Raw genomic sequence first — 17,020 nt, 5'->3', positions numbered from 1 at the left:
TGATTGGCAACGATTATTTTTCAATTGTGCATTGCACCGGTCGGGTAAGAACGTGGGAACATCACCTCACAAAGGAATGATGCCACAGTGCAAGCTCTACGATACTGGGATTACTATGATATGACCGACACTTTTACTGACTTGTACCACCGAGCTAAAAATAAAGAAACATTCCATCACTTATATGACGTCATCACGTCGAGGAATAACATTTTATTAGCTTATCGGACTATCAAGTCAAATAAGGGGTCTAAGACCCCCGGTACAGATGGAAAAACCATCATCGACATAGAGAGACTAACAGAAAATGATTTAGTAGAAAAGATACAAAAACAGCTCAAGAATTATCGCCCGAAGAAAGTCAGACGAAAATTAATTGAAAAAGATAATGGTAAAATGCGACCTCTAGGCATTCCATGTATCCTCGATAGAATCATTCAACAGTGTTTCAAGCAAGTATTGGAGCCAATTACGGAAGCGCACTTTTATAATCATAGTTACGGTTTTAGACCTTTACGGTCTACACATCATGCGATGGCAAGAGTTCAATTCCTTGTTAACCATTCTAAACTTCACTATGTTGTTGATGTTGATATCAAAGGCTTCTTTGACAATATCAATCATACATTGCTCATTAAACAGCTGTGGAATTTAGGTATTTATGATAGAAAAGTTTTAGCTTGCATTTCAAAAATGTTAAAAGCTGAAGTTGATGGTGAAGGCATTCCGGAAAAGGGTTCACCGCAAGGTGGACTACTATCCCCGTTATTATCTAATGTGGTTTTGAATGAATTAGATCAATGGATAGCGAATCAGTGGGAACTCTTCCCTCTTGATAAGCCATATACGACACGCGAAGGTGAACGCTATGCAAAGATTCACACAAAGTTAAAAGAAGGTTATATAGTTCGCTATGCCGACGACTTTAAAATCTTATGTCGGGACTGGAAGACAGCCGAAAAATGGTATCATGCCGTTAAGCTTTTTCTGAAAGAGCGTTTAAAACTTGACATTTCACCGGAAAAATCAAAAGTAATTAATCTGCGGAAACATGAATCAGCCTTTCTTGGATTTACGATACGTGCCATTCGCAAAGGTGAAAAACGTGTGGCCCATACTTTTGTGAAAGCCGAAAAGATACAGAAAATAAAAGATGAAGCGAGGAAACGAATTGAGGCACTTCGAGCCTCACCAACGACTCAAAATGCTTTGCGATTTAATAGCTTTGTCTTAGGGCTGCATAATTACTTTAATCGAGCTACACATGTCAACTTAGCCTTCTCACGTCTTGCTTATGATATAGGTGCATCTATGTACAATCGTCTTAAACCAGTCGGGAAATACGCCCATCCAGCGAATCCGCCGCCAACCTATAAGAAGTTATACAGTTTGAGGTTCAAGACATTTGAAATTGCTGGTATTCATCTCTTCCCTCTTGCGAATGTTCAGACAAAGAACACTATTTGTTTCACACAAAGTCTGACACTATTCACAGTTGAAGGCCGAGCGCTAATTCATAAGAATTTGCATAAGAATATCAAGCAAGAAATTGCCTTGCTAATGGAGTCAAATATCCCGACACGAAGTGTCGAATATATGGACAATCGAATCAGTCGATATAGTATGAAACAAGGAAAATGTGAAATTACAGGACAATTTCTACAAGCACGGGATGTACACTGTCATCACTACGTGCCAGTACATCTCGGCGGAAATGACAAGTTCAATAACTTACGCATTCTCTACAAAGAGGTACACAAACTAATCCATATGACAGATACAACTAAGATGAATATACTCATAAAAAGTTTGGATATCACGCCACCGATATTAGAGAAAATCAATAAATATCGGGAAAAGTGCGAGTTAGAACCTATCATATAATCCAAATCAATAAGAGTAACTTGAAACTTATAATCAAAACCATCGCCAGATGGAACGCGGAATGCTTGGAAACTGGCACGTTCCGTGTGGAGCAGGGGAAAAGCCGGAGATAACTTCAAACGCTTACCTATTGCTACGGTGTGCGTTAATAGCGCAAGCACGGTTCTGAGAGGGGGGAGGAGCACAATTTACCGTAAGGTAAAAAGGCTCTCCTCTACTCGACTTGTTCAACGTAGGTCAGTTGCCCAGAAGAATATACTCCTGCTGTTTTTTTAGAATACTTGTTTAGTAAATTCACTTTTGTCTTATCAGTAAATAGCAAGACCTTTATTTGAAATTCAAAATGTAGCTAATGGCTATTTATCTCTGTTTTTAATATCAAGAATATTCTTCAATATTATAATTAGTAGGATATAAATAGATAACTGAAATATTGCATTTATATCTTCATATAAAAATAGGTATCTAGGTATAAAAGGAAATATAAAAGTAATAAATAAAGCTAAGATTATAGTTAAAATTAATATACCGAGCACATGCTTCAAAAAAAAAACCTCCTTGATTAGCAGAAATCATAAATAAGATAACATATCACACTACTAAAATAAACCAACCTTAAAATCAAAAAAAAAGTACTATATGTTCATTTTTGATGTTTTTTAAGTAAATATGATCTATTTAAGTGAAATAATTACTAAAAACATCACGGAAAATACCCTTATTTTGTAAAATAATTAAGTAACATAAATAATATTTTTTTTTGCCCTTTTACACATTGGCCTAAGTTTGGTAATATATTCCTTGAAAGTAAACCTAATTTAAGAGGAGGATATTATGAAAAAGGTATTAATAAGGGGCCTTATGATGGCGCTAGGATTAACTTTATTCTCAGGTAACTATGCTTTTGCTGCAGAAAATAACATTGCAGCACCTGAACATGAAGTAGATGTGAAGTTGATAGAAATGGGATATGATTCTGAAGAGGTAGAAGACATTAATTACAAAACAAAAAAAGAGATTGTTAACAGTGGTGGAGAAAAAGCTGATTTTACTATCGAAGATGTTACATTAACCTATCATAGTTTAGATGGTGCTATCCATGAAGTTACTGAAGATAATAAAAAAGAAATTGCTAAACTAGAAAAACAAGATAGAGAGACTGCTAGGTTACTAGATCCACTATCATTTGCAGGAATCGACGAGGAACAATTTGACAAGGTTCAGCCTTTTAGCTCGGGATATAACGGTCGTGCAGTGGGTGATTGGTCTGGTTCAACGTATATCTCAAAAGTCGGTTCAACATCTACTAATAATATTTATCAAGTCTGGACTGAATGGAATTGGATAAATGGCCCAATGGCTTGGTGGGCGACGGATACTGTTGCTACAGCGTGGGATAGTACCTTTCAAGCTAAACAAAATTCAGATGACCAATACAGATTTGTTGTTAGAAAAATGGGAAATGGTAGCTTTGTAACTACCAATATGGATGATTTAGAGATTGAGCATAGCCAATATGGACATCAAGCACAAGTTCCGATTGGTACTTACATTCAGCAATCAGGTGGAATTTCAGAGAAATTACTTGTAAAGAAATCTGTAAGTGGAACAAAAAGTTTAGTTACACATTATGCACATCCTACAACTCCGCTAGGAACCTCGGCTTCTATTGGTCCTATTTCAATTGATTTTTCTTCATTCACAGGATATAACTGGAGTTATAGAATTAATATTAATCTGTAAATACTAATACTCGACTTAGTTAAATTTGTAAGGTTGAAGATACGAGGTACTGTTATTTAACTAACAAGAACTTATACGTAGTATACCTAGGCGTAACATTAAATGTTACGCTCAGACTGTAGACAAAATCAAAGTCTACGGTCTTTTTTATGTTTTTGCATTCAGTATGGACATGAAAGCTATTTTCGGCAGAATAGACTCGCTTTCCGTGGGGGAAGCGCTGAGCCAGCTCGCCTTCGGCAGGAGCTGTCATCAGCCTGCCTCCTTCTCCGTACCAAGAGTCTCACGTTCTGCCGAAAATAGGAGTTCATACTCCACCTAAAACAGCCTTATTTCAAACAGACATTTCCTCATTTTGGTATGATATAGTTATCAATTCTTCTTGAAGGTGATAATGAAATGTTAACCAAACATTCCCCTAAAAACCGTGAACAATTAGAAATGTTCACATTAGATCAACTCGTTCCCGAGAACCATTTGGTTCGGAAAGTAGAAGCCGTCATTGATTTTTCCTTCATCTACTCATTAGTCGAGAATGCTTATTCGGCTGAACGAGGTGTTGGTTTGAAATAAAGTCGCGATATTTATAAAAAAGATGCGATGTTTTGAATAAAGTGTCAATACCGTTTTAGTTTTCCCCACTATCACCGGAATAAAATTCCCCACTGATGCCGTTACTTCGATAACGCTGCTGGATAAATCCCAGCCTTTTTCTTTTCCTTCAAACGATACGAATCTCCTTTGATATTGAAGGTAACCGCATGATGAAGGAGTCGATCTAAGATGGCAGTCGCTAAGACATCATCCCCAAACACTTTGCCCCATTCTATATATGATTTGTTCGAGGTCAAAATCATCGCTCCATGTTCATATCGCTTGGATACCACTTGAAAAAAGACATTTGCCGTCAACTCGTCAAAAGGAAAGTATCCCACCTCATCAATAATCAATAAATCTGGACGGCTCCATTTTTGTGCCAATTTAGGAATGCTTCCTTTTGTTTCTGCCTTACGGCATTCTGCCACCATTTGGTCAGCCGTCAAAAACAAGGCGGTATGTCCCTTTGCCAGAGCTTCTAAGGCAAAAGAGAGGGCGAGATGGGTTTTCCCTACACCAGGTGGCCCTAAAAGAAGACGATTCTCTCCATTGGCAATAAACCGGCAGGTAAGGGTTTCCTTTACACGTTGCTCATTGATGCTTGGCTGAAACGTAAAATCAAAGTCATGAATGGTTTTGGTATAAGGAAGTTTGGCGCGCTTGATTCGATTTTCTAATTTAGCTGATTCTCGACGTTCCCATTCCTGTAAAACAACCGTGTGCAGAAAATCAAAATATGATACATTATGGGTAGAAGCATTCTCTACCAGATCATCCAATTGACTGGCTGTGTCATGCCAGCCCAACTGGATGAGTCGTTCTTCAAGGCTGGATTTCATTCTGATTCATTCCCCTCGAGTGCGGCGTAGGTGGCTAGAGATCGAGCTTCCACCTGTGGAGTAGAAGGACAGAAATCCGGGGTCGGCAAACCAGGGGAGTTCTGTTGTTTCTGCTCTTTTTGTTGTTCTTCTGACTTCTCATAGTGCTCCAACTGAATATGCATATGTGCTTTTCCTGTCATAATGGGATGTTGGGCAATGCGGTCTTGTGCATCGTATATTTCCAACTGTTTGTCCAATGTCACTTTCAACTTAACTTTCTGACCGGCATACCGAAAAGGGACAGAGTATTTCTTTCCTAAGTAAGAGACAAAGCAATCTCTGCTTACCTCCCGCACTTCCCAATGGCTTGTTGGGAATAACGGCTTTATTCCCCAGGCTTGAAGCTGTGGCTGTTCCGTTTGCCAACGCTGAACCGGCGGTTCTTGTGTCGTTTCATTTTTCTTTTTATTAGCTGTTTTGTCCAACCATATCTGTATGTCATGATTCCATGCTTCCAGCGTAGGTTCATGTTTTCGTTGAAAGAAATTTTTCTTTAGGTAATCCACCGTTCTTTCTACTTTTCCTTTCGTCTGTGGGCGGTAGGGTTTACAAGCTTTCGGGACGACCCCATAGTAGGCTAAAAAATCTTCAAACGTACGATTAAAACGAATCTCTGTTGGACTGTGCTTTGTCACGACGGTTTTCATATTATCATAGAGAATCTGATTCGGAATGCCGTTAAAATAGGAGAAGGCATTCATGTGACATTTCATCAATGTTTCGAGCTTCATATCTGTCGTAAACTCAATATACTTCATCCTGGAATACCCCAGAATCATGAGAAAGGCATAAACCTTTTGTGGATGACCATCCATCACTACTTCACCGACTTCCGCCCAATCCATTTGAGCTTGCTTCCCAGGAGGTGTCTCAAATCGCCTAGTGGCCTGTTTCTTTGGTTGTGCCCGGAAGGGCTGCACAAAATCTCGTAAAATTGTACTCTTCCCCTCATACCCCATTGCTGTAATTTCTTCAAGCAAGACCACGCAATTTGTGGTTCCTTCCTGAATTCTTTGTAAGAGATACGCCTTATAGGGATCTAACTTGCTTTTCCGTTTCATTCTCGATTTTGAAGAAGGTGTTTCTTCAGAATGAATATATTTTCGAATGGTTTTTCGGTCGAATCCTGTTTCCTCTGAAATAGCTGATAATGTCCATCCTTTTTGATAAAGTTCTCGAATCATTATAAAATCCCCCATTTTCAACATCGACGATCCCTCTCTTTTGTAGTGATACGTCGATTATCCGTGATTAGTGAGGAATTTTAAATCGGTGTTATTGAGTATTTTAACTCCGGCAGTGACATAAAGTTGTGATGTTTATAAAAATGTTGCGATGCTATTGCCTTAGATCATTTCTCTAAGGCTTGTTTTGTTTAACTTAATCAGATAAAACTTGTGAATTAATGTACTTAAACAATCGGGCAGGTGTGCGGCCGAGCCTAGGTCGTATCATATAGCGGGTGGGATTCCCGCCGAGTAAGAACTAGCCATTCGCTCGTAGCGAGTCTTGGAGGGCTAAAGGTAACTTTGGTCTTTAAGCGTAGACAGTTAGGTGACGGGCCGAAAACCAAATGGTTGAAGGGATTGAGCTCCATAAACGTTTGTAAACCGAGAGGGCTGATGCCTTACCTGCATGCAGAAAGCAATATTTTATCTTTTGTTAAAGGCGAGAAAGATAAAACCTCTCTGGAGTCAGAGACCTTGGCACGTCATACATGGATATGATATGGCAACTCGGGAGACCCTACCGGTCTTTTCTGTTGATTAGAAGAGTATGGTGTACAAGCGATAACAAGTAAGGAAACCAAATGCCGGGTAGGGAGTCGGATAGCAGCGTAGTACCAATGAAGTTGGGTAATGCCAATGGAGGAAAGGCTAGCTACCAGTTATTGCCCTTACTAGGGACACATTTACTACACACAGAGGTAGGAGAAATAAATGGAAACAAAACTACTAAGGATAGCAGAATTAGCTAAATCTAACCCTAAGATGAAATTTACATCTCTTGCACATTTATTAAATGTGCAATCACTCATTCAATGTCATCATGAGCTGCCAAACAATAGGGCAACTGGTGTGAATGGTACAACGAAAGAGCAGTACGCCGAAAGTCTTGAAGAAAATATAATGGACTTAACAAGCAGACTTAAAAGCAAAAGTTATCGTCCAGTTCCAGTTAGAAGAATGTATATTCCAAAGCTTGACTCTAATAAGAGAAGGCCATTAGGAATACCGGAACATGAGGATAAAATTGTACAAAAAGGCATTGCGAAAGTGCTAAATGCCATCTATGAGAATGACTTTCTAGACTGCTCTTTTGGGTTCCGACCAAACAGAAACTGTCATGATGCGTTGAAGATACTAAACTTTTATGTAGAAAAGAGATTAGTAAGCTATGTAGTAGATGTAGATATCAAAGGTTTCTTCGATAATGTTGACCACAAATGGATGATGGAGTTCTTGAAACATAGAATAACTGATCCTAACCTCCTGAGAATAATCAGTAGGTTCCTCAAAGGTGGTTACATGGAGGAAGGCAGGAGATACAAAACAGATAAGGGTACACCGCCAGGTGGAGTAATATCTCCTATCTTGGCTAATGTGTACCTTCATTATGTACTCGACTTATGGTTTGAGAAAGTGGTTAGGAAACAATGTGAAGGACAAGCATACATAGTAAGATATGCGGATGATTTTGTTTGTTGTTTTCAACACAAAAGGGAAGCACTACAATTCTACGAGTCATTAAAGCTGAGATTAAAGAAATTTAACTTGGAAATAGCTGAGGATAAAACCAAGGTTATTCCCTTCGGGAGATTTGCAGAAAATAATGCAAAACGAACAGGGAATGGTAAGCCTGCAACCTTCGATTTCCTTGGATTCACTCATTATTGTGGAAAAAGTAAACAAGGGAAATTTCGTGTAAAACGGAAATCGAGCAGAAAGAAAGTCCAAGGCAAGCTTAAAGAATCTAAGGAATGGTTGAAGTCTAATAGAAATAAAAATATCCATTTAATCATGGAAAGATTTAGACGTTCACTAGTAGGATACTACAACTATTACTGCATCACAGATAATTCTCAAACTGTTAATGACTTCAAAGAGAAAATCGAAATTTTACTATTTAAATGGCTGAATAGAAGGAGCCAAAGAAAGTCCTTTACATGGGATAAATTTAGGCTTTTCCTTCAAATGTTCCCACTTCCTAAACCAAGAATCAGAGTAAATATCTATGAATTAAGAATAGAAATTAGCTATATTTTGTAAATGATAACTAGGAGGAGCCGTGTGCGTTAATAGCGCAAGCACGGTTCTGAGAGGGGGGAGGAGCACAATTTACCGAAAGGTAAAAAGGCTCTCTTCTACTCGACTAGTTGAATTAGGGAAAATGAAGGATGTGTAATTTGATTGGATTCTCTTTTTTGTTAGCTTTTTTAAAGCCTATGATTGTTTCAATGAACTTGAGCTTTTGTATGTTCATCATTCCTTATGAAAAGTCGTATTAAAATAAAAAAGCAACCTTTACATCTCGATTGCTTTAAATAACTAATAATCTTCGAATATACGTCCACATCCCTAGGGTGATGGATACTAGAATTACTTAGGAAGGGATATTTTAATTTTGTGGATTTTTGCCTCAAAACAACTAGCACAAATAGCTTTATATTTACCTTGTCGCTGCTTAGTTGGATAGAGGAGGGCTGCCCCATTTAGGCCGCAATCTTCGCAAGGAATTTGGCCAAACAGCTTCCCGTTCTGATAACTCTTAAAATCCATTGATGCTATTCTCGAAACATTCTTAACGCAACGACACGTATTTCTGTATATGGAATAATTGTGTTCCTCAATACCGACTTGGCCGGTTCTTTCTTTTTTGATTCCAATAATGCCTTTCCTACAGAGTGGACATTGATGTTCTGTGTATATTGCCAAAAAAATTTAACCCCTTTACATTTACCTATCGTACAAAGTTCAGTTTACCGCATATGTTATTTTTTTCCTATATAATTCTCAATAATATTGGTATTTTTTGATCTTAAAAGTGAGTGCTTTCAATAAAGCCAACTTATCTAATTGTCCAATAGCAATATACTGATTCTATTTGTTCATCAAAAAAAGGTAGTGATAAAGTCTTGGCAAGACCCTTTGCCTTGCAAAAATATTCGTTTGAAGTGAATATACACGTAAGGAAGTGTTGGTTTTTATATCCAGTAAATGAAGGGGAAAAGTTATAGAATGGCTTTTATATTAATAGTATTCTTACTATTGTCAGTCGTATTAGTGGTCTCATTGATTTATCTTATCATTTCCGGAATAAATATTCGGGCTGAAGTAGAGCAATATGAGGAGAACTTAAGGAATTCAGGGATTTTAGAAGTGGATCTGATGGAAGGTCGAGTTTTTGAGGACTTTTTGATGAGCCTATTAAAGCAGAGAGGCTATAAAGTCAGCACAACATCTACAACAGGCGACTATGGTGTTGATCTCATCCTATACTCGAATGAAAAAAAGATTATCGTACAAGCTAAACGCTATTCAAGTAAAGTTGGCATAAAAGCAGTACAAGAAATATCTTCTGCTAAAAATTTTTATAATGCGGATGAATGTTGGGTGGTAACAAACAACTATTTTACTAACCCTGCAAAAAATCTAGCGGAGGCTAATAATGTCACATTAATCGATAGAGATGATTTACTGGAGTGGTTAATGGAAGAGACTAAAGGTCCAAGAATGAAAAGGCGAGAAAACAAAAAGCCGGAAAACTTCTATTCAATTATGAAAAAGTTACTGTTGAACAAATAGGGGCATTGATGGTGCAGCACCATTAATGCCTTTTTATGTTGAATTCCTTTTGTAGAAACGGGCAGGTTAGCTCAATAACAATGCAGAACTATACTATATAAATAAAGAATATATTTAAAGGAGGTGATAACTAAGTGGAGAAAACCATCGAGCCAGAGGTGGAGACATCAGGGTTTGTAGAGGTTTTTACAGCTGTTCTACCATTTGTTCTTTTAGCGGCAGTAGTTGTACTCATTGTCGCCATTGTATATGTCGTAAAGATCGTTAATCGTTATCTAGTTAATGGAAAAATAGCCGAACAGAAATTTAAAAGGGAAGAGACAGATATACAGGAGATTAAAAACCAACTTGATCGAATTGAAAAAATCCTAAATGAAGCAAAATGATTTTTCTTATTGTGCTAATAGGGCATTGATCCAGAAAGGATTGATGCCCCTTTATGTTGAACTCCTTATTTAAGTAAAGGGCAGTTTAGCGGAAGAAGGATACTTATTAAAGTGAAACTTCTATTCGTAGTCTTTCGTATATGAATAACAAAGGGGTGGGAAAATTTGAAAAAATATGTTGTGTTTTTAATTAGCTTTGTCCTGTTGTATCTGACATTCGAAATTTTTACTGGCTGGATTTTAACAGCACTTTATACTCCTGACTTTTCTTTGATCAACAATACTTCAAGTCAAGAAGCATTACTTGTTGGGCAGAATTCTATAGTTCCGTTTCTATCAGCTTTATCAATTGCAACAATAGCCTACTTTATGTCGGAATTTATTTGTAAAAAAGCCAATAGAAATAACATTGTTAAATGAAATGATGTTGAAGCAGCATTGCTCTCTTTTGTTTTGTTTAACAAAGAGGTTTTTAAACAATGGGCATTGATTCAAGAGGAAGGATTAATGCCTTTTTATGTTGAACCTCTTATAGAAGTAAAGGGCAGGTTAACGGAATAAGGATTTCATATATAATCCTAGAACCCCTTCTTTTAGTTTGGGCAAATAGCATAATTTCAAGACTGTCATTATGACGGTCTTTTCTTATGTTGTTAATTGGAAGGTCTATGGCAGGACAAAATAATTATTTTCTTATTGATATCAATATAAAAAATGGATTATATTGTATGTGTGGTAAAATTTATACATATTATGAAATTTGTAATTACAGGTGCTTTTTTCTCTATCTGTGAAAGTGAATAGTGAGTAAAAGTATATGGATAGAGGCTTAGATATGAGGATAAAAAAATAAAAATTCTTATGAATATAACCTAAAAAGAATTTTTCAAGGGTAGAAAATTCTAAAAAAAGAAGGTGAAGTAATGAAGAAAATATTACTATTGCCAATGACAATTTTGTTATTTACTTTATTGTCAGTTAGTACAGTTGATCCTGTAAATAAAAATAGTATGACAATCAACATAAAAAACAATGCTAATTTTGACTTTTATGGAATTGAAGCGAAAATAGCGAAATACTCAGCAGGACTTGAGTATGCTGAAGGACTTGAGTATGCTGACGGTTCTGAAATTGAAAAAGGAGAAGTATTAGGGTTTGAAATCTCAAAAACAGATATGGCGTTAGATGGTGAAGTAGAAATGCAAGTTTTTATACTAAGAGATAATAATTTTGAGAATAATGGGGATAGAATGCCAATAGGAAGTAAAATTCCAATTGAATTAGAAAGTAATAAGGAAATATTCTTTGAAATTACTGGTGATTCGATAGAAGAAGCAGATTTAAAAGAACTACAATAAGAATGTGATTAATTATACTTGTACTAATAGGGGCGTTTAACCTAGAAGAAGCGAATTATATGGTTATAGTAAGGAAGCTGTGACTAATAAAGATAGATGAAGAGGTTAATTGTGTGGATATGGGCGGTTCTTATTGTTTTAGCAATAGTAGTAATTAGTATAGAAAACCAGGTAGAAAAATTTCTGGGTGTAAAGAGAAGAGAAATCTCCGAAACTCCTGGTAAAATCGTTCAGCGATGGGGAAGAACGATAATAGTCGTTATTTTTATATTCTCCTATTTTTCTGCCACTATACAGGAGTCTGATGTCCTTCTAGAGAACCATTGTTTTGTATTGATAGTCACTTTAATGGGATTTCAAGTTATATTGGAGTGGAAGTATCTAAAGGGATCTAAGCAATATATTCCAACACTTATCAGAACGATGCTATTTATTTGCATATGTTTGGCCCTTACTCTCTTATATAACTAACAGGGTCATCCATCTAATATCGAGGGTGTGATCAGCCTTTTTGGTTTTGCAGCTAAAGGGGCAGGTTAGCGGAAGAAGATTGTAGTTAATTGTCTTTAAAAACACAATTAAGTACAGAGGAATACTCAAAACACGCACAGAATATTAGTTTTAGAAGAAATAAACTAAAAAGCTGGAGTGATGTAATGAGTAAAAAGCTAATATGGTTTTCTTTGATTATTTTATTAATAACTTTAGTAGCTACTCTGAAACTAATTTCTTTAAGTAACAGCCAAGAATCAATTAGGAATGAAAAAAATATCATAAATAATTTCTCACCTAAAACAATGCCGGCAGGTAGTGATAGTCAATACAATATTGATTTAACAATGAATAAAGATGGGAAATTCAATATAACTGCCACAATAAATATAAATAATGTCTCTCAAGATTCGTGGAACGACTTAGTATTTTATTTTATCCCCAACATTTTTACGGAGGAGACATCTGTAGAATTACATAATTCTTTAGAAGTTCCATCAAAAGTTCATTTTTCTAAGATCACATTGGATGGAAAACAAGTAGATTATCACTTAGAAAAAGATACATTAAACATCCCTCTTACTAAAAAATTAGAGCCAGGTAATAGTGTAAAAGTTCATTTTGATTATGAACTCACTCTGCCTGAAGGAGGGTTGAGATTTACTAAAAATAATGAGAATTACCATTTAGCTCATTTCTATCCGATGGTTGCCACTTATAGAGAACATAATTGGAATAAGGAAGAATATAGATTCAGGGGAGAAACATACCATACGGGCTTTAGTGACTTTAAAGTCTCATATGATATTCCTAAAGAGTATACCTTTGTTTCCACTAGTGAGACTGATGGATACCCAGGTGAATCTATTGGAACTTTTAAAGTAGAGAATGTTAAAGATATTTTTATAGCCATCCTAAAAAATCCAATGGTTATTGAGAAACAGGAAAACAATATAAACATAAGAGTATTTGGATTTGAAGATAAAAAGGACTTTTACAAGGAGATTAGTGAAGTCGCTGTGGATACGATAACCTATTTTCAAGAGAATATTGGTCCTTATCCGTTTACACAATTAGATATTGTGTTAGATGGCCTTGGAATGGAGTACCCGGGTATTGTTACAGCTAATTCAATTTATCATAGTAATACTGTAAATCCTGATGCACTTAAAAGAATGGTTATCCACGAAATAGCTCATCAATGGTTTTATGGTATTATCAGCAATGATCCATATCATAATGCTTGGTTAGATGAAGGATTGGCAAATTTCTCAACTAGTCTTTATCATTATTCTACAAGTGGAGAGAAAATTCCGTACAAATCAATGAACGAGGGGTTAGAATCACTTAAGTCACTTCCAGTTAATTTGCCATTAGATGAATATGAAGATAATATGAGTTCATATGTTTATGGGAAAACTAGCACTATGTTGTGGAATTTATTCAAACAAAACGGTGGCATAGAGGAAGCTGAAAAATTTTTAAAGACTTATTATGATAATTATAAGTATAAAGAAATAGACGATGAAGAATTTGTAAGATTTACGAAGTATTATTTCAACTTAAAAGATGATTCATTATTTAAAGGATGGTTATTACTGAAGTGATTATAAGCAAATATTATTTACATAAAAGGGGCATATACTTAAGATTGGTTAATGCCCCTTTAGGGGGTTTCTTATAATAGTAAAAGGGGGAGCATCCGAAAAGTCAGGGGTAAGATTGTGAGAAAATGTACTTAAGCTAACAGGGGGCGTTAGTTTAATAAGAAAAGAGAACCCGTCACTGATAGACAGCGGTGTTTTTTTGTTGAAAGGAAGCAACCTTTTAGTCATATGGGAGGGGAAATAGTATAGTGGAAGATAGAATGTAGTTTTGAAGGGAGCTGAAAGAAGTGGCACAAGCATTAACAAATAAAATTGCCTTTATCACAGGCGGAGCAAGAGGAATTGGCAAGGCAACGGCTATTGCCTTAGCCAAAGAGGGAGTTCATATTGGACTGCTTGCACGTAAAGAGGCTACATTGAAGGAAGCAGCAGCTGAGATTGAGAGTCTTGGAGTGAAGGTTGCTTATGCATCTGCGGACGTTTCATCCAAAGAGCAGGTTGAGGCAGCTATTGAAACATTGACCAGCCAATTAGGTACGGCTGATATTCTCATTAACAATGCGGGTATTGCCTCATTCGGCAAGGTGGTTGAAATGGATCCGGAAGAGTGGAAGAAAATCATTGATACGAATCTGCTTGGCACCTATTATGTGACAAGAGCCGTACTTCCTCAGCTAGTTGAGAAAAACGGTGGGGATATCATTAATATCTCTTCAACCAACGGATTGAATGGAGCGGCGACATCAAGTGCCTACAGCGCATCAAAATTCGCGGTCATCGGGTTCACAGAATCCCTTGCCCAGGAGGTGCGCCGCAATAATATTCGCGTGTCAGCCTTGACACCGAGCACTGTTGCGACAGATCTTGCACTCGATTTGGATCTTATGAAGGAAAACAATGATGCGAAATATATCCAGCCGGAGGATATCGCTGAATTTATCGTGGATCAGCTGAAAATTAATCCGCGCATGTATGTGAAAACAGCAAGCTTTATCGCAACCAACCCATTTTAATCATTTAAACAAAGAGTCAGTTATCCATGATAACTGGCTCTTTTTTAGGTTCATCTAACATCGGCATATACTCTATTATAGGAATCTCTTAAGAGAAGATGGAAATATCATAGTCGGTTTGTCCGAAAGGGAGGTTGTAAGGGCTGCAGTAGATTTTTTAACGGCCATAGTATCGGCAGTCATAACTTACTTTGACTTAGCGCTTTGCATTTTCAGGAACAGATTCGTAAGATTTTTATGAGGCAACTATCCATACCGCTCGTATAGTCCTCAAAATCATCAACCTTTTTTCGCTAATTAAGTTTGTAAACGCTAAAATAAAAGTTGACCACTTTAGTACAATTCGCTAATCAAAAAGTTGACCACCCTTAACACCCAATCCCTTATCATTGAGTTTGTCGAGAACTTTATGATTTGGGAGGAAAAAAGGATGTTAAAGATGGCTAATATAGAGCTTATCAGAAAATTGCACTTTAAAGAAGGTCGATCTATTCGGCAATTATCAAAAGATCTCAATCTCTCCAGGCAAACGATACGAAAAGCCATACAACAGAATGAAATTCCAACCTATCAACGATCAAAGCCGGTGTAACCGTCAAGTAGAATTGGTTCTTACGCCTTTTTGGTGAAATACACTAAGTACCCCTTCTCAATCATGCCGTTTACTTTTTTAGTATATCTAGTTTTTATATAGAAACCTCTTTTTAAGTAAATCAAAGTTTGCGCGACCATACATCAATCGTTTTATGTTCTTTAACCTGTTTACTTGTCCCTCCGTCACCCCATTACTCCATGGCTCTTGTACACCGTTCAGCACAGCAGCCAAATCCTCCTTCAACCCTGCAATAAAAGACTGAAAGAAAGGAAACTTGTTTGTTTGATATTTTTCCATCCACTCCAAGAGTTGAGAGGATTCCTTGTTTTTAAAAATTATTCGGAAGGAAGAGACCATCTGATCTAGCGATAGAATATCCGGAAAGACGTTGAGGAAATCAGGATGAATCTGTTCAAATTGGCTTTTATGGTCTTTCTTTTGAAAATCCCATACGATCTTTAAGATTCTTCGATGGAGAAATATCGGTCGTTCTCTCTTTTGATTTCTGCGTGCCTGTGCAATCAGGGTATTCAAGGTAGAAACGGATCCTTTATACCCCTTTTCTCGACAAGACGCTTCTATTTTCTTGAAAGACAGTCCATCTTTGACTAAATTCAGTATAAGAGCTTGATACGCTTGATACTTGGATTCTCGTACATGAGAGGGTTTTTGGGTTGTCTTTAGGTCCTTATAGACCGTTTGGCGAGTAATGCCCACTTTTCTTGAGATAGCTGCTATTGAGAATCCTTCGGATTTTAATTGATGGACAAGTTTGATACGGTTCCAATGTTTCTCCTCGTTTTGAATCCTGGTATGATCCGATTTCCGCGGGGAGATTTTTATCGGCTCCGCATTTAATTCATCCTTTTGAGGAGGTACCCATTTTTTAGGGAGAAAGGTTCTGATTGTCTGTTTGACGGTTTCAAATAATTGTTTAAGGATATGCCAGCGATCCCCAACCTGCTTTATATCTGGAGATGCATCTTTTATGGCTTTTGCATATGATTTCGATCCATCACGGCTCACCACCTTGATGTCAGGATATCTCTTAAGCCAGGCTGTGACATCCGATGACTCCCTTGTGGGGAGGATATCCAATGGTTGATGGGTCAATAAATCGATGATGATTGTGCCATAAGTAAATCTTTTCTTAAAGGCAAAGTCATCAATCCCCACGAAAGGGAGAGCACCTTTCATCTGTGGGTTCCATCTTTCTGATTAGACGGAGCAGGGTATCATGGCTGACGGGATAAGAAAGGGATCGGCAGAGCTTCTCTGCATTCAGGCAGCTCGTGGAGAGCGCTATTTCGGTTAAGACCTTCTCCATGCGATCTGTTCTTCGTCTGTAAGGTTTAAGCCAAGAAAGACGTTCGGTGAAAATCTTCCTAGGACAGTCGGGAGCATCACAAAACCATTTGTGCATAAAAACTTTCATGGTGACATGACGTCCCCCTTGGGGCATATCCTTTATCTCTCGACTATATCGACTGTGTGACCTGGTTGAAAGAGTATCGCATGAGGGGCATTTAGCAGAAGAGGAATGTACTTCAATAATATAAAATAGATTCTTCTCATCTAGATGTTCATATAGAATTTCAATTGTGTCATCACCAGGGAAAAGCAATTGAACAGTTTCAACCATAGCTCGACACCCCGTTT

General features: G+C 37.1%; 15 protein-coding genes and 1 pseudogene. 12 read left to right on the top strand and 4 right to left on the bottom strand.

What is annotated here, in order from left to right:
- Positions 1-120 precede the first annotated feature (120 nt).
- From ltrA (ACY8DX_RS20925) to ACY8DX_RS20915, 3 genes and pseudogenes are all read left to right on the top strand, one after another.
- Positions 121-1,884, top strand: a complete 1,764-nt coding sequence (gene ltrA, locus ACY8DX_RS20925) for a group II intron reverse transcriptase/maturase (RefSeq protein ID WP_225231404.1) — start codon at positions 121-123, stop codon at positions 1,882-1,884.
- An 834-nt stretch (positions 1,885-2,718) separates the two neighbouring features.
- Positions 2,719-3,627, top strand: a complete 909-nt coding sequence (locus ACY8DX_RS20920; RefSeq protein ID WP_462406004.1) for a hypothetical protein — start codon at positions 2,719-2,721, stop codon at positions 3,625-3,627.
- 399 nt (positions 3,628-4,026) lie between these two features.
- Positions 4,027-4,173: pseudogene (locus tag ACY8DX_RS20915) on the top strand (IS5/IS1182 family transposase); the annotation flags it as partial.
- Between the two features lie 128 nt (positions 4,174-4,301).
- On the opposite strand, the gene istB reads toward ACY8DX_RS20915, so the two are convergent.
- A complete protein-coding gene (gene istB, locus ACY8DX_RS20910) occupies positions 4,302-5,063 on the bottom strand; it encodes an IS21-like element helper ATPase IstB (RefSeq protein WP_049669381.1) in 762 nt (253 codons plus the stop codon).
- Positions 5,060-6,313: an IS21 family transposase gene (gene istA, locus ACY8DX_RS20905; protein ID WP_049669382.1), complete on the bottom strand. Its 1,254-nt coding sequence runs from the start codon at positions 6,311-6,313 to the stop codon at positions 5,060-5,062. Before istA ends, istB begins: the two co-directional genes overlap by 4 nt.
- A gap of 732 nt (positions 6,314-7,045) precedes the next feature.
- On the opposite strand from istA, the gene ltrA (ACY8DX_RS20900) reads away from it, so the two are divergent.
- From ltrA (ACY8DX_RS20900) to ACY8DX_RS20860, 9 genes are all read left to right on the top strand, one after another.
- On the top strand, positions 7,046-8,374 hold the full coding sequence (gene ltrA / locus ACY8DX_RS20900; protein ID WP_462406003.1) for a group II intron reverse transcriptase/maturase: 1,329 nt from the start codon (positions 7,046-7,048) through the stop codon (positions 8,372-8,374).
- 999 nt (positions 8,375-9,373) lie between these two features.
- Positions 9,374-9,910 (top strand): restriction endonuclease, encoded by a 537-nt coding sequence (locus ACY8DX_RS20895; protein ID WP_462406002.1) that lies wholly within the window; start codon positions 9,374-9,376, stop codon positions 9,908-9,910.
- Positions 9,911-10,044: 134 nt separating this feature from the next.
- Positions 10,045-10,296 (top strand): hypothetical protein, encoded by a 252-nt coding sequence (locus ACY8DX_RS20890; RefSeq protein WP_462406001.1) that lies wholly within the window; start codon positions 10,045-10,047, stop codon positions 10,294-10,296.
- Positions 10,297-10,461: 165 nt separating this feature from the next.
- Entirely contained in the window at positions 10,462-10,716 is a 255-nt protein-coding gene (locus ACY8DX_RS20885) for a hypothetical protein (RefSeq protein WP_462406000.1), read from the top strand.
- A gap of 503 nt (positions 10,717-11,219) precedes the next feature.
- On the top strand, positions 11,220-11,654 hold the full coding sequence (locus ACY8DX_RS20880) for a hypothetical protein (protein WP_462405999.1): 435 nt from the start codon (positions 11,220-11,222) through the stop codon (positions 11,652-11,654).
- Positions 11,655-11,750: 96 nt separating this feature from the next.
- Complete coding sequence (locus ACY8DX_RS20875; protein ID WP_462405998.1) at positions 11,751-12,125, top strand: DUF4181 domain-containing protein; 375 nt, start codon at positions 11,751-11,753, stop codon at positions 12,123-12,125.
- A gap of 185 nt (positions 12,126-12,310) precedes the next feature.
- Positions 12,311-13,753 carry a M1 family metallopeptidase gene (locus ACY8DX_RS20870; protein ID WP_462405997.1) on the top strand — a complete coding sequence of 481 codons (1,443 nt, stop codon included), beginning with the start codon at positions 12,311-12,313 and terminating at the stop codon, positions 13,751-13,753.
- A gap of 287 nt (positions 13,754-14,040) precedes the next feature.
- Positions 14,041-14,766, top strand: coding sequence for a 3-ketoacyl-ACP reductase (locus ACY8DX_RS20865; protein WP_049669200.1), 726 nt, complete (start codon positions 14,041-14,043; stop codon positions 14,764-14,766).
- Between the two features lie 430 nt (positions 14,767-15,196).
- The gene (locus tag ACY8DX_RS20860; protein ID WP_462405996.1) at positions 15,197-15,358 is read left to right on the top strand and encodes a hypothetical protein; all 162 of its coding nucleotides are present in this window, start codon (positions 15,197-15,199) and stop codon (positions 15,356-15,358) included.
- Between the two features lie 87 nt (positions 15,359-15,445).
- On the opposite strand, the gene ACY8DX_RS20855 is transcribed toward ACY8DX_RS20860, so the two are convergent.
- Positions 15,446-16,558, bottom strand: coding sequence for an ISL3 family transposase (locus ACY8DX_RS20855; RefSeq protein WP_462405995.1), 1,113 nt, complete (start codon positions 16,556-16,558; stop codon positions 15,446-15,448).
- Positions 16,527-17,003, bottom strand: a complete 477-nt coding sequence (locus tag ACY8DX_RS20850; protein ID WP_462405994.1) for a transposase family protein — start codon at positions 17,001-17,003, stop codon at positions 16,527-16,529. The genes ACY8DX_RS20855 and ACY8DX_RS20850 overlap by 32 nt, the downstream gene beginning before the upstream one ends.
- Positions 17,004-17,020: the final 17 nt, after the last annotated feature.

This window comes from Gracilibacillus sp. Marseille-QA3620 (genome assembly GCF_054950035.1).
Note: the sequence above shows the minus strand (reverse complement) of the source record. Positions and strands in the feature narration are given on the sequence as shown.